The following is a 20,698-nucleotide window of genomic DNA, read 5'->3' as shown; positions in this document are numbered from 1 at the left end:
TTATGCGTGTGGAAGGGCGCTCGTTGCGGCGTCGATGGCGTCGCCAAGCCGCTCGACGATGCGCGTGATGTCCGCGCGCCCGGCGATGAAGGGCGGGGCGATGAGCACATGGTCGCCCTGCCGGCCGTCGATCGTGCCGCCCATCGGATAGACCATCAGGCCGCGCGCCATGGCTTCCTTCTTGATGAGGCCGTTGAGCTTGAGTTTCGGGTCGAAGGGCCGCTTGCTCGCGCGCTCGGCGACGAGCTCGACGCCGCGGAACAGGCCGCGCCCGCGGATGTCGCCGACATGGTGGTGGTTGCCGAGGCGCTCGACGAGCTGGCGCTCCAGCTCCGCGCCCATGGCGACGACGTTGGCGAGCAGGTTCTCGCGCCGGATGACCTGCTGCACGGCAAGGCCGGCGGCGGCCGCCATCGGATGGCCCATATAGGTGTGGCCGTGCTGGAAGAAGCCGGAGCCGCCGGCAAAAGCCTCGAAGATCTTTTCCGACAGCAGCACGGCGCCGACCGGCTGGTAGCCGCCGCCGAGCCCCTTGGCGATGGTCATCAGGTCCGGCGCCACGCCGTCCTGCTCGCAGGCATGCAGCGTGCCGGTGCGCCCCATGCCGCACATCACCTCGTCGAGGATAAGCAGCACGCCGTAGCGGTCGCAGATGGCGCGGATGCGCTTGAAATAATCGGCAACCGGCGGGACGGCGCCGGCCGTGGCGCCGACGACCGGCTCGGCGACGAAGGCGATGACCGTATCGGCGCCGAGTTCGAGGATCTTGTCTTCCAGCTGCTGCGCGGCGCGGGCCGCATAGGCCTCGTCGCTCTCGCCGGTTTCCTGCAGGCGGTAGGCGTAGCACGGGTCGATATGGTGGGTCTCGACGAGCAGCGGCTTGAACTGCTGCCGCCGCCACTCGTTGCCGCCCGCGGCAAGCGCCCCGAGCGTATTGCCGTGGTAGCTCTGCCGGCGCGCGATGATGTGGCGGCGCTGCGGCTCGCCCTTCTCGACGAAATATTGCCGCGCCATCTTCAGCGCCGCCTCGACCGCTTCCGAGCCGCCGCTGACGAGATAGGCATGGCTGATGCCGGCGGGGGCATCCTCGACGAGGAGGGCGGCCAGCGCCTCGGCGGCCTCCGAGGTGAAGAAGCCGGTATGGGCATAGGCGAGCCGGTCGAGCTGTTCGTGCAGCGCGGCGATGACGGCCGGATGGGCATGGCCGAGGCAGGAGACGGCCGCACCGCCCGACGCGTCGATATAGGCCTTGCCCCCGGCATCGAACAGTTCGATGCCCCGGCCGCCCACGGCGACCGGCATGCGGGAATGGATGGCGCGATGCAGAAGGCGGGTCACGGACGCTTCATCCTTGTCTTGAGATGGGTGTCGAGGGCGGCGGACTGGCGGTCGACGGCGGCCAGCGCCGCGCCCGCCGCATCCCCCGCCTGGCCGGCGACCAGCGCGCCCAGCACTTCCGCGACGACGAAGGCCGGCGACATGGTGTGCAGGAACGAGGGACTTTCGGTGGGGATGACGACCGTGCAGGCGGCAAGCTGGGCGAGCGGCGAGACGAGACTGTCGGTGATGGCGACCAGCGGCACGCCGGCCGCGCCGGCATAATCGGCGATCTCGATCGTCTGGCGCGTATAGGGCAGCACGCTGACGGCGACCATCACGTCTTCCGGCGTCGCGCTGGCGAGCGCATCGGCGCCGATACCGCCGACGGCGTCGAGCATGACCGAGTGTTTTCCCGCGAGCGAGAGGATGTAGTGCAGGTGCCAGGCGGGCGAATGGCTGGAGCGCAGGCCGAGGCAATAGATGCGCCGCGCCGCGCCGAGCCGGCGGGCGGCCTCCACCAGCGTTTCCAGCGATTGCGGCTGCGAAAGCCGGCCGATCTGGGCCGCGATGCCGCCGAGCATGTCGGTCGCCAGCACCTGGTCGCCCTTGAGCTTCTGGCTTTTCGCCTGCGCGCCGACGCGGCCGGCAAAGCCCGTCACATCGCCGCGCATGGCGTCCGCATAGGCCTGGCGGATATCCTCGTAGCCGGCAAGGCCGAGATGCTTGGCAAGCCGCGTCATGGTCGCGGGCTGCACGCCCGCCTGCCGCGCCTGCTCGCGCATGGAGAGCAGCGCGACCTCGCGCGGCTGGTTCAGCACATAGCGTGCGGCGGCCTGGAGTTGCTCCGACAGGGTGTCGAAGGCCTGGACGATCTGATCTGCGAGAGGGCCGGTTTGCATGGCGATCGAATACACCCTTCCAAATGGGATTGCAACACTTGTTTCATTTATATAGAATTATGATCCAGATGAATCATTCTATGGACGCACGATGACAGATTCTCCCGAACCGCGCCGCGTGGCCATCGCCGTGGCGCCGAACGGCGGCCGGCGCGTGAGGGCCGATCACCCCGCCATTCCCCTGACGCCGGCCGAACTGGCGGTCACCGCCGCGCAATGCCTGGAGGCGGGCGCGGCGATGATCCACGCCCATGTGCGCCGGGCCGACGGCCGCCATCTTCTCGACGCCGAGGCCTACGGGGCGGCGATTGCGGCCATCCGCGCGGCGGTGGGCGATCGGCTGATCGTCCAGATCACCACGGAAGCGCTCGGCCTCTATGCGCCCGCCGAGCAGATCGCCGTGCTGAAGGCCGTGAGGCCGGAGGCGGCCTCGCTGGCGCTGCGCGAACTCGCGCCGGACGGGGCCGCCGAACCCGCCTTCGCCGCGGTGCTTTCCTGGATGAAGCGGGAAAACGTCCTGCCGCAGATCATCCTCTACGAACCTGCCGAGGCGATCCGCCTTGAAGGCATGATCCGCCGCGGCCTCGTGCCCTGGCCGGATATTCCGGTGCTCTACGTGCTCGGCCGCTATACCCTGTCCCAGACCTCGCAGCCTGCCGACCTCCTAGCCTTCCTCGCGCCGGAGGCGCCGCGCTTTTCCAACTGGAGCGTCTGCGCCTTCGGCCGCCATGAGGCGGCGTGCGTTGCCGCGGGCGCCCTCCTTGGCGGCCATGTCCGCGTCGGCTTCGAGAACAATCTCTTCAGGCCCGACGGCAGCCTCGCCGCCTCGAACGCCGACCTCGTCGAAACCGTCGCGACGGCGCTCGGCCGGCTCGGATATGCTCCGTGCAGCGCCACGGACATGCGCGAGGGTTTTCACGTCCGGTCGTGACCGGGCGGGCGATGGCGCACCGCCGCTTGCGAGGCCCGGAAAACTCCCTTACGGAAGAAAAGGGACGAGCGGGGAGGGCGCCATGCAGGATCGAAACACGGCTTTGCCGGAAGGCGCGCGGCTCGACGATCCCGAGCGGGCCTATCGCGTCCTGATCGCCGACCTGATCGGCCTGCGGTTCGACGGCGCGGGCCGGCCCGATTTCAGCGAGGTCGCGGCGCATATCGCGGAACGGGGCGGCACCTTCCACGATGCGGCCTACCAGGGCGAGGCCCTGCCGCCCGGCATTCATTTCTTCTACCAGCCGGATATCAGCACCGAGGCGGAGATCCTGGCGCAGACGTCACGCGGGCAGTATGACGCCCTCATCGCCGCCGCGACCTTCATTCCGCGGCAGGCGGTCTTTCCGCTCGGCGGCGTGCGCATCGGCGCCGGCACCGGCAATATGGGCTCTTCCTCCTGGGGCGGCGGCAACGGGGAGGGCGGCATCGCGCCCCTGATGAACACGCCCGGCATCAACAGCCGCGCCACGGCCCAGATGGTCATGAAGGCGCTTTTGAAGGTGACGCCGGACCTGCCGGTCGATCATCTGCACGAGCGCGTCGCGAGCGGCGATTTCGACACCGGCCGCGACCTCAAGTCCTATCCGACGGCCAAGCTGGAGGGGCGCCGCATGGCGGTCGTCGGCTACGGCAATATCGGCCGCGAGGTGGCGAAGCTCGCCCGCGCCTTCGGCATGCGCGTGGCGATCCACGCGCGCGCAAAGCATCGCCGGTGGATCGAGGCGGAAGGGTTCGACTATGCCGCCTCTCCGGTGGAGGCGGCGGCGGGCGCCGATGCGCTCAGCGTGCATGTCGGCCTCGGCCGGCTCGATCCGGTGACGCGCGCCTACGCCAATGCCGGCATCGTCGGCGACGGCGTGCTCGCGGCGATGAACCGCGGCGCCGTCGTCGTCAACTACGACCGCGGCGAGGTGGTGGATGCCGGCGCGCTCGACCGGGCGCTCGCCTCCGGCCAGGTGCGCCACGCCGCCATCGACGCCGATCTCTTCAAGGACGCGGCGAGCGGCGCGCTCAGCGGGCCCATGCTGCCCTATCTGACGCTCGCCGCCCGCCATCCCGGCAAGCTCGAACTCCTGCCGCATGCGGCGGCCGATACCGACCATCCCTCGCGCGTCGCCGGCGCCTGCCAGGCCGTCGACCAGATCATCGACGTCATCCGCCACCGCCGTGTCCGCAATCTCAAGGGCGACCTGCCGGAGGGCTATGTCGATGGCGGGGCCAAGGTGCCGCACGGCATCGGCCGCGTGACGGCCGCCACGCTCGCCGCCGCCGTCGCCGACCCGCGGTTCTCCGAACTGCACGGCATCGCGCGCGAAATCTTCGATACGCTGGAGGCGATCGTCGAGGCGGTGGACGAGGGCATGACGCACCAGCCGGCGGCCGGCGACGTGACCGCGCTCACCCAGCTTCTCCTAAGCCAGCAGCGGCTTCTCGAAGCGCTCGGGCTGGACGGTCCCGCCGAGGCCTGAGGCGGCTCCGGGAACTTTCCCCGTCACCATAAGTTCCCTCCCCGACACATTTTTCAGGGAGTGACCGCCATGACCCATCAGCAAGACGAACGCGGCGATCCGCTGACCCGCACGCACGAGCCCGCCCGCAAGGACTATGCCGCGCGGGAAACCCGCCAGGGCGGCCTGGGGCGGCCGGTGCTGAAAGTGCTCGGCATCAGCCTGGCGCTTGCCTTCCTCGTCTGGGGCGCCGTGGAGATCTGGGGCGAAAGCACCGATCCGACCGTCGACACGGACCAGTCGTCCTCCACCTCCGGCGGCACGCCGGCTGAGGGCACGATCGACGACACGGTTCCGGGCGGGGGCGAGACCGTTCCGACGGACCGCGATCCCAATGCGGATTCCGGCACCGGCGGGGAAAGCCAGCGCGTGACGCCGGACGGCACGGGCAACTGACCGCAACCGATCCATTTGGAGACCTTCAGCGCCTTGACGCCGCCGCGCGCGGCGGATTAAGGATGTCGAGACGGTTCCCCGAGGGATGACTCCCAGGGGATTAATAGGGAACACGGTGCGGACGACCCCAACAGGGGCCCATTCCGTGGCTGCCCCCGCAACTGTAGGCGGATTGCCGCCTGTCCTTGGACGCGTTTTGCGTCATGCCACTGCGGTTCTCCCGCGGGAAGGCAGACAGGCAGCAGATATCCGTGAGCCAGGAGACCTGCCGTCGTCGAACCACTTTCCAAGTCACGGGCGGGGATGCCCGGAACAGGAGACCCCATGACGACCCTGGCTGCCCGCAACGGCAGAGCTTCACTCGTTTTCTCCCGACCGCAATCGGCTCGCCACTCTCGGCGCACCGGCTGAGCCCGCACGCTTTCACTCATCCGGGAGAAATCCATGATCATTCTGCCTGCGGCCGCGCGCGCCGCATCCCTCCTTTCCGCGCTGGCCGGCGCGGCCGTGTTCGTCCTCTCGTCGGGTGCCGCCCGGGCGGCCGCGACGCAGTATCCGCTGACGCTGGAAAATTGCGGCCGTCCCGTTACCTTCGAGAAGGCGCCGACGCAGACCGTGTCGATCGGCCAGAGCTCGACCGAGATCCTCTACATGCTCGGCCTTGCCGACAAGGTGGTGGGCACCGCGCTGTGGGTCGGTCCGGTCCTGAAGGGCTACGAGGAGGTCAACGCCAAGATCGACCGCCTCGCCGACAATGACCCGAGCTTCGAGAGCGTGCTCGGCAAGAAGCCGGATATCGTCACCGTCCAGTTCCAGTGGCAGGTGGGTCCGGAAGGCGTGGTCGCCAAGCCCGAGCAATTCGAGGAACTCGGCATTCCCGTCTATACGTCGCCTTCCGATTGTGTCGGCAAGGACAACAGCGCGGCGAGCGACGGCGTGCGCCACCAGGTCTTCACCATGGAGCTCGTCTACCGGGAAATCCGCGAAATGGCGCAGATCTACGACATTCAGGACAAGGGCGAGGAGGTCGTCGCGGCGCTGAAGGCCCGCGAGGCGGCGGCCCGCGCCAAGGTCGCCGCCGCCGAAGGCAAGCTCTCGGCCGTCTTCTGGTTCTCCAGCGCCGCCGATGCCGACCCCTATGTCGCCGGAAAGAACGGCGCGCCGGGCTATATCATGTCGGCGCTCGGCATCGAGAACATCATCAAGACCGACGATGAATGGCCGACCGTGGGCTGGGAGACCATCGCGAAGGCCGCGCCGACGATGATCGTAGCCGGCTCCATGGAGCGCCGCCGCTATCCGCTCGACAGCCTCGAAGCCAAGCTGGACTTCCTGAAGACGGATCCTGTCGCTAGCCTGATGCCGGCGGTCAAGAACAACTATGTCTTCGACATGGACGCGCAGGCGATGAACCCGACGATCCGTACCATCGAGGGCATCGAACTGCTCGCCGACGCCATCGAAAAGGCTGGTCTGGCGAAGTGACGGCGGATCATCCTATCCTGCTTCGGACGGGCGCCGCTGTCGCGGCGCTCGTTCTCCTGCTTTTCGCCCTCGGCGTCGGGGCCGCCGTCGGCGAGACCGCCATTCCGCTCGACGTCGTGGCGAAGACGGCGGCCAATCGCCTCTGGAATGCCGGCTATCCGCTGGAACCCATCGACGAAGGCATCATCTGGAACTACCGGCTGAGCCGGGCGATGGTGGCGGCCTGCTGCGGTTCGGCCCTTGCGCTGTGCGGTGTCATCCTGCAGTCGTTGCTGCGCAATGCGCTTGCCGATCCCTATATCCTCGGCATTTCCGCCGGAGCCTCGACCGGCGCCGTCTCCGTCGCGATCCTCGGCATCGGCGCCGGCGCGCTGACCCTGCCTGCCGGTGCCTTCCTGGGCGCGCTCGTCGCCTTCGGCCTCGTCAGCGCGCTTGCCGTGCGGGCGGGCCGCGGCACGGGGGCGATCATCCTTGCGGGCATTGCCGGCTCGCAACTCTTCAACGCGCTCACCTCCTTCATCGTCACCAAGGCGGCGAGTGCGGAACAGGCGCGCGGCATCATGTTCTGGCTGCTCGGCAATCTTTCCGGCGTGCGCTGGCCGGATGTCTGGCTGGCGCTGCCGGTGGCGGTGCTCGGCCTTCTCGTGTGCCTCTGGCATGCCCGCGCGCTCGACGCCTTCACCTTCGGCACGGAATCGGCCGCCTCGCTCGGCATTCCGGTGCGCCGGGTCTATGTCGTGCTGATCGCCGTCTCGGCGCTGATGACGGCGGTCATGGTCTCCATCGTGGGATCGATCGGTTTCGTCGGCCTCGTCATTCCCCATGCCGCGCGCATGGTGGTCGGCGTGCGGCATGGGTTGCTGCTGCCGGCCTCGGCGCTGATCGGCGCGATCTTCATGATCGCGGCGGACGTGCTGTCGCGCGTCATCATCCCCGGCCAGGTGCTGCCCATCGGCGTCATCACCGCGCTGTTCGGCGCGCCGGCCTTCGCGTTCATCCTCAGCCAGAGGAGGTCGACCCCGTGACCCTTTCGGCACAAAACCTTTCTTGGTCGGTCGGCGGCGCGAGCATCCTGTCGGACGTCTCGCTCGACGTGCGCTCCGGCGAATTCCTCGGCATCATCGGCCCCAACGGCTCCGGCAAGACCAGCCTGATGTCGCTGATCGCCGGCATCCGCACGCCGCAGGCCGGCGCGGTGACGCTCGACGGAAAGCCGCTCGCGGACCACGGCCGGCAGGCGATCGCCCGGCGCATCGCCTTCGTCGAGCAGCAGGCCGAGACGACCGAGCGCATCACCGCGCGCCAGGCGGTCGAACTCGGCCGCACGCCGCATCTCGGCGCCCTGACGCCCTGGTCGCGCGCCGACGACGCCATCGTCGACCGGGCGCTGGAGGAGGTCGACATGGCGCATTTTTCCGGCCGGCTGTGGCACACGCTGTCCGGCGGCGAGCGCCAGCGGCTGCACATCGCCCGCGCGCTCGCCCAGCAGGCGCCGATCCTGCTCCTCGACGAGCCGACCAACCATCTCGATATCGGCCACCAGATCAGCCTGCTCCAGCTCGTGCGCGAGCAGGAGCTGACCGTCGTCGCCGCGCTGCACGATCTCAACCATGCCGCCATGTTCTGCGACCGCATCGCCGTGATGCAGGGCGGCCGCATCGTCGCGCTCGGCACGCCCGGCAAGGTCCTGGAGCCGCAGCGCCTCAACGACGTCTTCGGCGTCACCGTCGATGTCGAGCGCGACGGCGCCGGTAATTGCTTCATCCGCTATCGCCGGCCGGAGCCGCGGCCGCCGCGTCTGAAGCTGGTTGCGGGCGAGGGGACATGATGCACGGCCCGCGCCTCAACGACCACCTGAAGGAAGACATTCGCGATTACTGGTCGCGCCGCTCGGAAACCTTCGATCTCGCCTTCGGCCACCGTATTCCCGAAGGCCCCGAATTCGACGCCTGGGCGGCGGCGATCCGGGAGAACCTCGGCCCCGCGCCGCGCCGGGTGCTGGAGCTTGCCTGCGGCACGGGCGAGGTGACGCGCCTTCTCCTCTCGCTCGGCCACGAAGTGACGGCGCTCGATTTCTCCGAGGCGATGCTGGCGGTGGCGCGGAAGAAGCATGCCGGCGCGAAAGGCCTTCGCTTCCTGCTCGCCGATGCGGAAAACCCGATGGAGCCGGACGAGAGTTATGACGCGATCGTCTGCCGCCATCTCGTCTGGACGCTGACGACGCCGGATGCGGCCTTCGCCGAATGGCACCGCATGCTGAAGCCCGGCGGCATCCTGCTGTTCTTCGACGGCGACTGGTCCGCGCCGACCCGCCTTGGGCGGCTGGCGAGCCGGGCCATCGCCCTCATCGACAAGGTGATCGGCTCCGATCCGCACTATGACGGCGCGATGAGCGACCGGCACGCCGGCATCATGCAGCGTCTGCCCTTCGGCGACGGGCTCACCGTCGAGCGCGTGCTGCCGCTGCTGGCGGCGGCGGGTTTTCGCGATATGACGGTTCGCTCGCATGCGCCGATCGCCAAGGCCCAGCGTCGCACGGCGGACCTGCGCAACAGGCTGCGCACCCTGCTTTACCGCCGCTTCATCCTCTGCTGCCGGAAGTAGCCCCGTCCAGCTCCGGCTCCACCGTCAGTTTGACCCGGTCGGCGGCAAAGCGCGTGCGGGAGAACTGGATCGGAACGCCGTCGAGATCGGTATTGACGGCCGTCGCCACGAGGATGATGGCCCCCGGCGAGAGCTTGAGGTGGCGGATATCGTCGCCCTCGGCATGGATGGCGGAGATTTCCGTCGATCGGCGCACATAGTCGGACACGCCGAGTTCGCGAAACGACGCCGTGATCGAGCGCGTCCTCTCATAAGCCGTGTCGATCCCGCTGAACCGGTCGGCCGGGAAATAATGCGTGCCGCAGGAAACCGGGCGTCTGTCGGCGCTGTTGACGGTTTCGAGACGGAGGCAGGGCGTGCCGGGCGCAAGGCCGAGCGCCGCGGCGATCGCGGCGGGCGCCGCCTCCGTCGCGGCCGCCAGCAACCGCCCTTCCAGATCGCGCGTCTGGTCGCCGAGCCCTTGTGAAAAGCGCGTGCGGCGGGAGATGGGAAAGCGCAGGCGGTCGCGCCGCTCGATGCGCGTGCCGATGCCCTGGATCGGCCTGACGATGCCTTCCTCCGAAAGCGCCGCCATGGCGCTGCGCACCGTGTGCCGGTTCACGCCGAAGCGGCCGGCCAGCACCGTCTCCGGCGGCATCATGCCGGTTTCGTCGAAATCGCCGTTGTTGATCGCAAGGCGCATGCGGTCCGCGATCTGCCGCCAGAGCGCCACGCCCGATTGCCGTTCCACCATTTCCGCCCCCGCCGAACTGCATTGTCACACCCTTGTCATTCCGCCCGATTAAGACGAAACTCAAGATGTTCGGTTGTCTAGATTAATAGACATTTGGAGATGAGGCAATGGCATCCATTCAGAAATCCGCGGAGCCCACCGCGACCGGCGCCCGGCAGAGGGCGATGGGCCTGCTTGCGAAGGCGAGCCGGGCCGAACTTCATGCGGCGTTCGAAGCGCTCGCCGACAAGCCGGACGCCCGGCCGGTGCGCGGCCCGGAGACGGGCCTCGTCATGGTGCGCGGGCGCATAGGCGGCGGCGGGGCGCCGTTCAATCTCGGCGAGGCGACGGTGACCCGCGCGAGCATCCGTCTCGACGACGGCACGGTCGGCCACGGCCAGGCGCTCGGCACCGATGGCGCCAAGGCGCGGCTTGCGGCGATCTTCGACGCCCTCTTCCAGCAGCCGGCCCACCGGGCCGGGGTGGAGACGCTGCTTGATGGGATCGCCGCGCGCCTCGCCGGCGAGGATGCCGGGAAGGCACGCCAGACCGCCGCCACCCGCGTCGATTTCTTCACCATGGTTCGCGGAGAGGACTGATGACATTGGATACGCTCGCCTTTGCCGGCGGTTTCAAGGAACCGGTGTTCGAGGCCCAGGCCGTCTTTCGCACGCTGATGGACTGCATGGCCCGCCCGGGCACGATCGGCACGGTGGACGCGACGGTCGCGCCGCCCGCGCCGCTGAATGCTGCGGCCGGCGCGCTCGCGCTGACGCTTTGCGACCACGACACCGCCGTCTGGCTGACCCCTGCGCTTGCGGCTTCGGCGCTGCCGGCCTGGCTCGCCTTCAATGCCGGCGCGACCGTCACCGACGCGCGGCAGGATGCCCGCTTCGCCTTCGTCGAGGAGGGCGCGATGCTGCCGAACCTCTGCCTCTTCGCGCAGGGCACGCAGGAATATCCGGATCGCTCGACGACGCTGGTCGTCGAGATCGACGCCTTCGAGGGCGGCCGGCCGCTCGTGCTGCGGGGGCCTGGCATCCGCAGCGAGGCGGAGATCGCGCCCGTCGGCCTGCCGGACATGTTCGCGCATTTCTGGTCGGAGAACCGGCAGGGATTTCCGCGCGGCGTCGACGTGATCCTCGTTGCGGGCAAAAGCATCCTCTGCCTGCCGCGCACCACACTCATCAGCGTGAAGGAGGCGTAGACCCATGTATGTTGCCGTCAAGGGTGGCGAAGCCGCCATCTCCAACGCCCACCGCCTTCTCGCCGACCGCCGCCGCGGCGACCGTTCGCTGCCGGCCATCGGCATCGAGCAGATCGTCGCGCAACTCGGCCTTGCCGTCGACCGCGTGATGGCCGAAGCCTCGCTCTACGACCGCTCGCTCGCCGCGCTCGCCGTGCGCCAGGCCCGCGGCGACATGATCGAAGCGATCTTCATCCTGCGCGCCTATCGCACGACGCTGCCGCGTTTCGGTTATTCCAGGCCGGTCGAGACGGGCGACATGCTTGTCGAGCGCCGTGTCTCGGCGACCTACAAGGACCTGCCGGGCGGCCAGCTTCTCGGCCCGACCTTCGACTATACCCACCGCCTGCTCGATCCGTCGCTGCTCACCGACGAAGCGGTCGATGCGCCGCTGGAACGCGAGGAGGCCGGCGAGCCGGTCATGCGGGTCTCCGACATCCTCGCGGGTGAGGGCCTCGTCGAGGAGGACGGCAGCCTGCCGGACGGCCATGTCGCCGGCGACCTCACGCGCGAGCCGCTGGAATTCCCGATGGCGCGGGACCTGCGCCTGCAGGCGCTCGCCCGCGGCGACGAGGGCTTTCTGCTGGCGCTCGGCTATTCCACGCAGCGCGGCTATGCCCGCACCCATCCCTTCGTCGGCGAGGTGCGCATCGGCGAGGTCGAGGTGGAGCTGGACATGCCGGAACTCGGCTTTTCCGTCTCGCTCGGCCGCATCCAGGTGACGGAGTGCCAGATGATCGCCCAGTTCAAGGGATCGGCGAAGAACCCGCCCCAGTTCACCCGCGGCTATGGCCTCGTCTTCGGTCAGAGCGAGCGCAAGGCCATGGCCATGTCGCTGGTCGACCGGGCGCTGCGCGCGGAGGAATTCGGCGAGGACATCGTCGCCCCGGCGCAGGACGAGGAATTCGTCATCTCCCATTCCGACAACGTGCAGGCGACCGGCTTCGTCGAGCACCTGAAACTCCCGCACTACGTGGATTTCCAGGCCGAACTCGATCTCGTGCGCCGCATGCGGCGGGAATACGAGGCCGCGCAGAACACCGATCTTCCGGAGGCCGCAGAATGAGCACGGCACAACTGGCGACCTACAATTTCGCCTATCTCGACGAACAGACCAAGCGCATGATCCGCCGGGCGATCCTGAAGGCGATCGCCATCCCCGGCTACCAGGTGCCCTTCGCCTCGCGCGAAATGCCGATGCCCTACGGTTGGGGCACCGGCGGCGTGCAGGTGACGGCGGCGATCCTCGGCCCCGACGACGTCCTCAAGGTCATCGACCAGGGGGCGGACGACACCACCAACGCCGTCTCCATCCGCGCCTTCTTCCAGAAGGTCGCCAATGTGGCTGTGACGACGAAGACGCGGGAGGCGACGATCATCCAGACGCGCCACCGCATTCCCGAGGAGAGGCTGACGGCCGGCCAGACGCTCGTCTACCAGGTGCCGATCCCCGAACCGCTCCGCTTCCTCGAACCGCGCGAGACCGAGACGCGCAAGATGCATGCGCTGGAAGAATACGGCCTGATGCATGTCAAGCTCTATGAGGACATCGCCCGCAACGGCCATATCGCCACGACCTACGCCTATCCGGTGAAGGTGGAGGGCCGCTATGTGATGGACCCGTCGCCGACGCCGAAATTCGACAATCCGAAGATGCACATGTCCGAAGCGCTCCAGCTTTTCGGCGCGGGCCGCGAAAAGCGCATCTACGCCGTGCCGCCCTATACCGAGGTCGTCAGCCTCGATTTCGAGGACCATCCTTTCGAGATCCAGACCTTCGACAAGCCCTGCGCGCTGTGCGGCGCGGAGAATGTCTATCTCGACGAGGTGGTGCTCGACGACAAGGGCGGGCGGATGTTCGTCTGCTCGGACACCGACCATTGCGAGGAACGCTGCGCGAACGGCCATCGCGGCTCTCTCGCCTATGACAAGGAGGCCGCACGATGACCGACACCTCGCTTCTCAAGGTCCGCGACATCTCGAAATTCTACGGTGCGCGCATCGGCTGCAAGAACGTTTCCTTCGATCTCTGGCCAGGTGAAGTCCTGGCAATCGTCGGCGAATCCGGCTCCGGCAAGACGACGCTGCTCAATTGCCTCGCCACCCGCCTGATGCCCTCCTCGGGCTCGGTCGAATACCGCATGCGAGACGGCGGGATGCGCGATCTCTCGCGCATGAGCGAGGCGGAGCGCCGCTTCCTGATGCGCACGGACTGGGGCTTCGTGCACCAGAACCCGGCGGACGGCCTGCGCATGGCCGTGTCGGCCGGCGCCAATGTCGGCGAGCGGCTGATGGCCGTCGGCGAGCGCCACTACGGCAATATCCGCGCGACCGCCGGCAACTGGCTCGGCCGCGTCGAGATCAGCACCGACCGCATCGACGACCAGCCGCGCGCCTTTTCCGGCGGCATGCGCCAGCGCCTGCAGATCGCCCGCAACCTCGTCACATCGCCGCGCCTCGTCTTCATGGACGAGCCGACGGGCGGCCTTGACGTCTCGGTTCAGGCCCGCCTGCTCGATCTCCTGCGCGGCCTCGTGCAGGACCTCGACCTGTCCGTGATCATCGTCACGCACGACCTCGCCGTCGCCCGTCTCCTCTCGCACCGCATGATGGTGATGAAGGATGGCGTCGTCATCGAGCAGGGGCTGACCGACCGCGTGCTCGACGATCCGCGCGAAGCCTATACCCAGCTCCTCGTCTCCTCCATCCTTCAGGTGTGACCATGGCTACTCCCCTCGTTGTCTCCGAAGTCGCGAAGAGTTTTACCATGCATCTTCGCGACGGCATCCGCCTGCCCGTCATGTCGAATGTCGCCTTCTCGGTGAAGGCGGGCGAATGCGTCGTGCTGGGCGGCCCGTCCGGCATCGGCAAGAGTTCGCTGCTCAAGATGGTCTACGGCAACTATGCAGTCGACAGCGGCCAGATTCTCATCGAGCACGGCGACCGCCTGCTCGATCTCGCGGCCGCCGATCCGCGCACGATCCTGTCGGTGCGCCGCGCGACGCTCGGTTATGTCAGCCAGTTCCTGCGCACGGTGCCGCGCGTCGCGGCTGTCGACGTCGTCGCCGAGCCGTTGACGGCGCGCAGCGTCGAGGCCGCCGAGGCGAGGGCGCTGGCGGAAGCGATGCTGGCGCGCCTCAACCTGCCGCGCGAACTCTGGCAGCTGCCGCCGGCCACCTTCTCGGGCGGCGAGCAGCAGCGCGTCAACATCGCCCGCGGCTTCATCACCGATCACCGCATCCTGCTGCTCGACGAGCCGACCGCCTCGCTCGATGCGAAGAACCGCGCCGTGGTCGTCGAGATGATCGCGGAGAAGAAGGCCGCCGGTGTCGCGCTTCTCGGCATCTTCCACGACGAGGACGTGCGCGAGAAGGTTGCCGACCGCATCGTCGACGTCTCCGCCTTCTCGCCGCGAAAGGCCGTCGCATGACGAGGCTGTCCGAAACGCCGCTGATCCATCCGACCGCCGTCGTCTCCGACACGGTGCTCGGCCGCTACACGGAGATCGACGAGAACTGCCGCGTCAGCGAAGCGGAGGTCGGCGACTACTCCTACATCATGAACGGCGGCTCCGTCTGGTGCACGACGATCGGCAAGTTCGCCAACATCGCCGCCTCGGTGCGCATCAACGCGACGAACCATCCGATGTGGCGCGCGACCCTGCACCATTTCACCTATCGCGCCAACGACTATTGGCCGGACGCCGACCGGGAGGCCGGCTTCTTCGAATGGCGGCGCGATCATCGCGTGACCATCGGCCATGACGTCTGGATCGGCCACGGATCGACCATCCTGCCGGGTGTGACGATCGGCAACGGCGCCGTCATAGGCTCGGGCGCGGTCGTCACGAAGGACGTCGAGCCGTATATGGTCGTCGGCGGCGTCGCGGCTAAAGTCATCCGCGAACGCTTCCCCCGAACCATCGCCGAACGCATGGAAAAACTCGCCTGGTGGGACTGGGATCACGCCCGGCTGCGCACGGCTCTGGACGACTTTCGCAAACTTGACACAGTAGGCTTTCTCGCCCGTCACGAGGGGTAGGCGGCGCCTCGCGAAGCCGGAAATCCGGGTCTGTGGACTGTTATCTTCCCGACATGAAACTGACATTGCCCCTTCATCAACAGCGTTTAGAGCCAGTCCCGAAAACGACACGGCCCCCCGGGGTCGGCCACGGAAATCAAAGGGATTCGCCATGTTCCGACTGAAGAACGTCACCCGCCGTTTCGGCGAGCGCACCGCGGTCGCCGACGTGACCTTCGACATCCCGCAGGGCCAGATGGTCGGCGTCATCGGCCGCTCCGGCGCGGGCAAGTCCACCATGCTGCGCATGATCAACCGCCTTGCCGACCCGAGCGAGGGCACGATCCATTTCAACGAGGTCGAAGTGTCCTCGCTGCGCGGCGCGGCCCTTCGCAACTGGCAGCGCGACTGCGCGATGATCTTCCAGCAGTTCAACCTGGTGCCGCGCCTCGACGTGCTCACCAACGTGCTGCTCGGCCGCCTCAACCATCGTTCGACGGCCATGAGCATCCTCAATCTCTTCACCCGCGAGGAGCGCATCATGGCGATCGCCGCGCTCGAACGCCTCGGCATCGAGCAGACCGCGCTCCAGCCCGCCGGCACGCTGTCGGGCGGCCAGCAGCAGCGCGTGGCGATCGCCCGCGCGCTGATGCAGAACCCGAAGATGCTGCTTGCCGACGAGCCGATCGCCTCGCTCGACCCGCTCAACGCCAAGATCGTCATGGACGCGCTGCGCGACATCAACGAGCGCGAGGGCATCACCGTCATCACCAACCTGCACACGCTGGACACGGCGCGCGCCTATTGCGAGCGCATCATCGGCATGTCTGCCGGCCGCGTCGTCTTCGACGGCCCGGCGCGCGACCTCGATGCCGAAGCCGTGCGCATGATCTACGGCACCGGCGCTGACGGCGCCGGGATCGACGAAAGCATGACCTCCACGGCGATCCGCAACCCGGCCCGCCAGGACAACGCCAAGGAATCCGCCAGCCTGACACCGCTGGCACTGGCCGGCCTTTGAGCCGACCGGGATCGCAGGGCCCGCGTGAAGGGTCATCGTTTCAAAGAGCCCGGCAAAGCCGGTCAAACAGGAGAAAGACCATGCTGAAGAAAGCTCTTCTCGGCGCCGTCGCGCTCATCGCGCTCGCCGGCCATGTGCAGGCCGAAAACCTCAAGGAATTCCGCGTCGGCATCATCGGCGGCGAGAACGAAGCCGACCGCCTGCGCAACTACCAGTGCCTCGGCGATCACCTGAAGGCCGAACTCGGCTTCGAGAAGGTCTCGTTCTTCCCGGCCGCCGACTATGACGGCGTCATCCAGGGCCTGCTCGGCGGCACGCTCGACTATGCCGAACTCGGCGCTTCCGGCTTTGCCAAGATCTACCTCGCCAAGGCCGACGCCGTCGAGCCGATCCTGACGACCGTCCAGACCGACGGGTCGACCGGCTACCATTCGATCATGGTCGCCCGCAAGGATTCGGGCATCACCAAGCTGGAAGACCTGAAGGGCAAGAAGCTCGGCTTTGCCGATCCGGACTCCACCTCCGGCTACCTCGTCCCGCTTGTCACCCTGCCGGAAGCCGTCGGCGGCCCGGTCAAGGAATTCTTCGGTGAGACCGGCTTCGGCGGCGGTCACGAGAACCTCGTCCTCGAAGTCGTGAAGGGCACCTTCGACGCGGGCACGACCTTCGGTTCGGGCGTCGGCGAGTGGAAGGACGGCTACACGTCCGGCAACCTGCACAAGATGGTCGAGAAGGGCATTCTCGACATGAACGAACTCGTCGAACTGTGGAAGTCGCCGCTGATCCCGAACGGCCCGATCGTCGTTCGTACCTCGATGGCCGACGAGACCAAGGCGAAGTTCAAGCAGTTCATGCTGGACCTGCCGAAGAAGGACGCCGCCTGCTTTGCCGCCGTCATGGGCGGCGACTTCACGGCCTTCACCGAAGTCAATGTCGACTTCTACAAGCCGATCATCGACGCCCGCAAGGCGACGATCGGCGGTTGATCGGGACGATGCTTCCGGCGCCGGCTGGACAACCGGCTGGCGCTCTTGCTGACGTCGTCACCCCACTCTCTACGTCATCCTCGGGCTTGACCCGAGGATCCACGCGGCACCTGCGGCTCGTGGATGGTCGGGTCAAGCCCGACCATGACGGAGGAGAGGTTTACGGGCTCTATCGACGATCAGATGAGCACACACAGAACTCTGCCGAGGCGGACAGACCATGGCCATGAACACGCTTCACGACGGCTTCAGCGAGAAGGGCGCGCTCATCGAGCGGCATTTCCAGGAACTGACGGCCCGCCGCCGCCTTCATACCTGGCTCGGCCTTGCGATCCTGGCGGTCGCGCTTTCCGGCTCGCTCTGGTTCGCCAACGAGACGAATGCGGGAAAGTTCTTCGACCGGCTGCCGCATTTCTTCGACTTCGTCGGCGACATGGTGCCGCGCGACGGCCTGGAGGTCTTCCGCGCGCTGTTCGACCTGCCGTCGCCCTATGACGACGGCAGCTTCAAGTACAATTATCCGGAAGGCCGGCTCTACATCACCGAGAGCCTCTACGTGCCGGAATATTTCCACAAGATGCTGGAGACGCTGAACATCGCGATCTTCTCCACCGTCATCGGCATGGCCTTCGGCTTCCTGCTCTCGTTCCTCGCGGCGAAGAACCTTGTCGCCAACCGCCTGCTGCGCGGCGCGGTGCGGCGCTTCATGGAGATCCTGCGCGCCTTTCCCGAGGTCGTGCTCGCCGGCTTCTTCCTCGCGATCCTCTCGCTCGGCCCGCTGCCGGCCGTCATCGCCGTATCGATCCACACGGTCGGCGCGCTCGGCAAGCTCTTCTTCGAAGTGGTGGAGAATGCCGACATGAAGGCGGAGGAGGGGCTTCGCGCCGTCGGCGCCAGCTGGGTGGAGCGCGTCTGGTTCGGCATCGTGCCGCAGGTACTGCCCAACTTCATGAGCTACTTCCTGCTGCGCCTGGAGATCAACGTGCGCGCCTCGACCATCATCGGTGCGGTCGGCGGCGGCGGCATCGGCGAATTGCTGCGCCTGTCCATCGGCCAGGGGCACCAGGCCAAGACGCTCGCCATCGTGCTCCTGCTGCTCATCACCATCATCGCCGTCGACCAGTTTTCCGCCTGGCTGCGCCGCAAGCTCGTCGGCGACCAAGCCTTCCGGCCGGCCCAATAGGAGAGTGCCATGACGTCCCTCAATCCCGCCCGGATGGATGAGATCGCGGCACGCCATCCGGCCGTCTTCCATCGCTCGTTCTGGCAGCGCTTCCGCGTGCCCGTCATCGCCTGCGGCTTCGTGCTCTACGCGCTCTATTGCTGGTGGTTCTTCGCCATCGGCCATGTGCTCGGCACGGCCAACTGGAACATCGCCGGCACCTATCTCGCCGACTGGGTTTCGTATGAAGTGCGTCCGGAGGTGACGATCGACCCCGACGGCGCGATGACGCTGACCTATCCGCGCTTCTCGCCGCTCGGACCGGATGCCGAGCCCGACTGGGTGGCGATCGAGCGCGGCACGATGATACGCATCACGCCTGCCGCGGGGGCTGCCGCCGACACCGCCAGGAAGCCCGCCTCGATGGGTTTCATGGGATCGGGCGGCACGGTCGGCGGTGCGGCCGCCGCCGCCGATGCCGTCGCGACCGCCACGACGCGCGAGGAAGAAGTGGTCACGCGCGCGAAAATCACGCTCAATTCCTCGACGAGCGTCGAGGTCGTGCCGGACCGGGTGACCGTGCGGCATTCCGGCGAGACGCTGCTCGTCGAGATCGCCGGCGCCGACATGACGGTCGAGGGCGCGCTTCCCGCCTGGGCGACGCAGAAGACGCCCGGGGAGAAGATCACGCTCTCCTTCGGCATGGCCGGCTGGGGCGAGATCGAGGCCGACGACGTCTCGGTTCGCAGGCGCTTCTTCGGCTGGGCGAATTTTTTGTTCGACACCAATTCGCCCTTCCACGGCAAGTCCATGCCGGCGGTCGTCTCTCTGGTGACGTCGGGCGAGCGCATCGACCCGAAGCAGTCGAACCTGCAGCTTGCCTGGGACAACATCCTCTACAATGCGGAATGGCAGCATCTCGACGTCTGGACAAAACTGCTCCAGACCATCGTCATGGCCTTCGTCGGCACGCTGTTCGCCATGCTGCTCGCCTTCCCGCTCGCCTTCCTCGCCGCGCGCAACATCACGCGCAGCTGGTTCTCCAACCAGCTGACCAAGCGCCTCTTCGATTTCCTGCGCTCGGTCGACATGCTCATCTGGGCGCTGTTTTTCACCCGCGCTTTCGGCCCGGGGCCGCTCGCCGGCATGTCGGCGATCTTCTTCACGGATACGGGCACGCTGGGAAAACTCTATTCCGAGGCGCTGGAGAATATCGACGACAAGCAGCGCGAGGGGGTAAAGTCGGTCGGCGCGGCGCCAGTCGCGGTGCAGCGCTTCGGCGTGCTGCCGCAGGTCATGCCGCTCTTTGCCTCGCAGGCGCTTTACTTCTGGGAATCGAACACCCGTTCTGCCACGATCATCGGCGCGGTCGGCGCCGGCGGCATCGGCCTGAAACTCTGGGAAGCGATGCGCACGAATTCGGACTGGGAGAACGTCGCCTACATGGTGCTGCTGATCCTTGTCGTCGTCTTCGTCTTCGACGGCATCTCGAATGCGCTGCGCTCGCGCCTGATGGGCAGGCCGGCGCATTGAGTGGCGAAAGATCCGGCGTGGCGGCATGATGCTGCCACACGAATCCCTTCAAGTGCCGACGCCGCCGGACCGGCGGCGTCGAACGGTTTTCACAGGAATGAACCATTGCGTTACGCCCTCTACTTCACCCCGCCCGCAAGCGACCCGCTGACCCTTGCCGCCCAGCGCTGGCTGGGGCGCAATGCTTTTACGGGGGCGGCGCTGGAGCGGCCGGTCGCGGATGGGTTCGATGCGGCGGCGCTCGCCGGCCTGACGGCCGATCCGCGCCGCTACGGCTTCCACGCGACGCTGAAGGCGCCCTTTTCGCTTGCCGAGGGCCGCAGCGAGGCGGAGCTCCTGGCGGAAATCGGCCGCTTTGCCGGCGAGGTCGAGCCCTTCGAGATCCCGCGGGCCGTCATCGGCCGCCTCGGCTCGTTCTTCGCGCTGGTGCCCGGGGATGACTGCGCGCCGCTGCAGGCCTTCGCCGGCGAGGTGGTGCGCCGCTTCGAGCGCTTTCGCGCGCCGCTCGCCTCCGCCGACATCGCCCGCCGCAAGCCGGACGAACTCACCGCCGAAGAGCGCCGGAACCTCGTGCAGTGGGGCTATCCCTACGTGTTCGATGAATTCCGCTTCCATATGACGCTGACGGGGCGCGTTCCGGCGGAGCGGCAGGCGGCGGTCGAGGCGGCGCTTGTTGCCCATTTCGCCGATTTCCATGACCGCCCGCTTCTGATCGACGGCCTCGCGCTCTTCCGCGAGCCTTCGCGCGGCGCCGATTTTACCGTCCATTCGCTTTTTCCGCTCGCAGCGGCAGCCAACAGAAAGACCGCCTGA

General features: G+C 67.5%; 21 protein-coding genes, 1 pseudogene and 1 riboswitch. Of the genes and pseudogenes, 19 read left to right on the top strand and 3 right to left on the bottom strand.

Annotated features, from left to right (window positions below):
* The gene (locus AB3G45_RS04290) at positions 1-1,338 is read right to left on the bottom strand and encodes an aspartate aminotransferase family protein (RefSeq protein WP_367829405.1); all 1,338 of its coding nucleotides are present in this window, start codon (positions 1,336-1,338) and stop codon (positions 1-3) included.
* The gene (locus tag AB3G45_RS04285; protein ID WP_367829404.1) at positions 1,335-2,219 is read right to left on the bottom strand and encodes a MurR/RpiR family transcriptional regulator; all 885 of its coding nucleotides are present in this window, start codon (positions 2,217-2,219) and stop codon (positions 1,335-1,337) included. Before AB3G45_RS04285 ends, AB3G45_RS04290 begins: the two co-directional genes overlap by 4 nt.
* Before the next feature lie 91 nt (positions 2,220-2,310).
* On the opposite strand from AB3G45_RS04285, the gene AB3G45_RS04280 reads away from it, so the two are divergent.
* The 7 genes and pseudogenes from AB3G45_RS04280 (at position 2,311) to AB3G45_RS04250 (ending at position 9,205) form a co-directional block, all read left to right on the top strand.
* Entirely contained in the window at positions 2,311-3,150 is an 840-nt protein-coding gene (locus AB3G45_RS04280) for a 3-keto-5-aminohexanoate cleavage protein (protein WP_367829403.1), read from the top strand.
* A 118-nt stretch (positions 3,151-3,268) separates the two neighbouring features.
* Positions 3,269-4,681 (top strand): annotated as a pseudogene (locus tag AB3G45_RS04275) (NAD(P)-dependent oxidoreductase); the annotation flags it as partial.
* Positions 4,682-4,750: 69 nt separating this feature from the next.
* Positions 4,751-5,116 carry a hypothetical protein gene (locus tag AB3G45_RS04270; protein ID WP_367829402.1) on the top strand — a complete coding sequence of 122 codons (366 nt, stop codon included), beginning with the start codon at positions 4,751-4,753 and terminating at the stop codon, positions 5,114-5,116.
* A gap of 54 nt (positions 5,117-5,170) precedes the next feature.
* Positions 5,171-5,404, top strand: a riboswitch (cobalamin riboswitch).
* 156 nt (positions 5,405-5,560) lie between these two features.
* The gene (locus tag AB3G45_RS04265) at positions 5,561-6,601 is read left to right on the top strand and encodes an ABC transporter substrate-binding protein (protein WP_367829401.1); all 1,041 of its coding nucleotides are present in this window, start codon (positions 5,561-5,563) and stop codon (positions 6,599-6,601) included.
* Positions 6,598-7,626 carry a FecCD family ABC transporter permease gene (locus AB3G45_RS04260; RefSeq protein ID WP_367829400.1) on the top strand — a complete coding sequence of 343 codons (1,029 nt, stop codon included), beginning with the start codon at positions 6,598-6,600 and terminating at the stop codon, positions 7,624-7,626. The genes AB3G45_RS04265 and AB3G45_RS04260 overlap by 4 nt, the downstream gene beginning before the upstream one ends.
* Positions 7,623-8,429, top strand: a complete 807-nt coding sequence (locus tag AB3G45_RS04255) for an ABC transporter ATP-binding protein (RefSeq protein WP_367829399.1) — start codon at positions 7,623-7,625, stop codon at positions 8,427-8,429. Before AB3G45_RS04260 ends, AB3G45_RS04255 begins: the two co-directional genes overlap by 4 nt.
* Positions 8,429-9,205 carry a class I SAM-dependent methyltransferase gene (locus AB3G45_RS04250; protein WP_367829849.1) on the top strand — a complete coding sequence of 259 codons (777 nt, stop codon included), beginning with the start codon at positions 8,429-8,431 and terminating at the stop codon, positions 9,203-9,205. The genes AB3G45_RS04255 and AB3G45_RS04250 overlap by 1 nt, the downstream gene beginning before the upstream one ends.
* Here AB3G45_RS04250 and phnF read toward each other — a convergent pair.
* Complete coding sequence (phnF, locus tag AB3G45_RS04245; protein WP_367829398.1) at positions 9,183-9,938, bottom strand: phosphonate metabolism transcriptional regulator PhnF; 756 nt, start codon at positions 9,936-9,938, stop codon at positions 9,183-9,185. The two genes, AB3G45_RS04250 and phnF, sit on opposite strands and share 23 nt — an antisense overlap.
* Positions 9,939-10,045: 107 nt before the next feature.
* On the opposite strand from phnF, the gene phnG reads away from it, so the two are divergent.
* The 12 genes from phnG to AB3G45_RS04185 all read left to right on the top strand — a co-directional run bounded on the left by phnG (position 10,046) and on the right by AB3G45_RS04185 (position 20,698).
* Complete coding sequence (gene phnG / locus AB3G45_RS04240; protein WP_367829397.1) at positions 10,046-10,516, top strand: phosphonate C-P lyase system protein PhnG; 471 nt, start codon at positions 10,046-10,048, stop codon at positions 10,514-10,516.
* Positions 10,516-11,124, top strand: a complete 609-nt coding sequence (gene phnH / locus AB3G45_RS04235) for a phosphonate C-P lyase system protein PhnH (protein WP_367829396.1) — start codon at positions 10,516-10,518, stop codon at positions 11,122-11,124. The genes phnG and phnH overlap by 1 nt, the downstream gene beginning before the upstream one ends.
* A 4-nt stretch (positions 11,125-11,128) precedes the next feature.
* Positions 11,129-12,229: a carbon-phosphorus lyase complex subunit PhnI gene (locus AB3G45_RS04230; protein WP_367829395.1), complete on the top strand. Its 1,101-nt coding sequence runs from the start codon at positions 11,129-11,131 to the stop codon at positions 12,227-12,229.
* The gene (locus AB3G45_RS04225) at positions 12,226-13,110 is read left to right on the top strand and encodes an alpha-D-ribose 1-methylphosphonate 5-phosphate C-P-lyase PhnJ (RefSeq protein ID WP_367829394.1); all 885 of its coding nucleotides are present in this window, start codon (positions 12,226-12,228) and stop codon (positions 13,108-13,110) included. The genes AB3G45_RS04230 and AB3G45_RS04225 overlap by 4 nt, the downstream gene beginning before the upstream one ends.
* The gene (phnK, locus tag AB3G45_RS04220; RefSeq protein WP_367829393.1) at positions 13,107-13,883 is read left to right on the top strand and encodes a phosphonate C-P lyase system protein PhnK; all 777 of its coding nucleotides are present in this window, start codon (positions 13,107-13,109) and stop codon (positions 13,881-13,883) included. The genes AB3G45_RS04225 and phnK overlap by 4 nt, the downstream gene beginning before the upstream one ends.
* Before the next feature lie 2 nt (positions 13,884-13,885).
* Positions 13,886-14,593: a phosphonate C-P lyase system protein PhnL gene (gene phnL / locus AB3G45_RS04215; protein ID WP_367829392.1), complete on the top strand. Its 708-nt coding sequence runs from the start codon at positions 13,886-13,888 to the stop codon at positions 14,591-14,593.
* On the top strand, positions 14,590-15,204 hold the full coding sequence (locus AB3G45_RS04210; protein WP_367829391.1) for a DapH/DapD/GlmU-related protein: 615 nt from the start codon (positions 14,590-14,592) through the stop codon (positions 15,202-15,204). The genes phnL and AB3G45_RS04210 overlap by 4 nt, the downstream gene beginning before the upstream one ends.
* A gap of 151 nt (positions 15,205-15,355) precedes the next feature.
* Complete coding sequence (phnC, locus tag AB3G45_RS04205) at positions 15,356-16,204, top strand: phosphonate ABC transporter ATP-binding protein (protein WP_367829390.1); 849 nt, start codon at positions 15,356-15,358, stop codon at positions 16,202-16,204.
* Positions 16,205-16,284: 80 nt separating this feature from the next.
* A complete protein-coding gene (phnD, locus tag AB3G45_RS04200; protein WP_367829389.1) occupies positions 16,285-17,190 on the top strand; it encodes a phosphonate ABC transporter substrate-binding protein in 906 nt (301 codons plus the stop codon).
* 226 nt (positions 17,191-17,416) lie between these two features.
* Positions 17,417-18,373 carry a phosphonate ABC transporter, permease protein PhnE gene (gene phnE, locus AB3G45_RS04195; RefSeq protein WP_367829388.1) on the top strand — a complete coding sequence of 319 codons (957 nt, stop codon included), beginning with the start codon at positions 17,417-17,419 and terminating at the stop codon, positions 18,371-18,373.
* A gap of 9 nt (positions 18,374-18,382) precedes the next feature.
* Positions 18,383-19,885, top strand: coding sequence for a phosphonate ABC transporter, permease protein PhnE (gene phnE, locus AB3G45_RS04190; protein WP_367829387.1), 1,503 nt, complete (start codon positions 18,383-18,385; stop codon positions 19,883-19,885).
* Between the two features lie 105 nt (positions 19,886-19,990).
* Positions 19,991-20,698 (top strand): DUF1045 domain-containing protein, encoded by a 708-nt coding sequence (locus AB3G45_RS04185; RefSeq protein ID WP_367829386.1) that lies wholly within the window; start codon positions 19,991-19,993, stop codon positions 20,696-20,698.

This window comes from Shinella sp. S4-D37 (genome assembly GCF_040812195.1).
Lineage (GTDB): Bacteria > Pseudomonadota > Alphaproteobacteria > Rhizobiales > Rhizobiaceae > Shinella.
The sequence above is the reverse complement of the archived record's forward strand: the minus strand, read 5'-3'. Positions and strand labels throughout refer to the sequence as shown.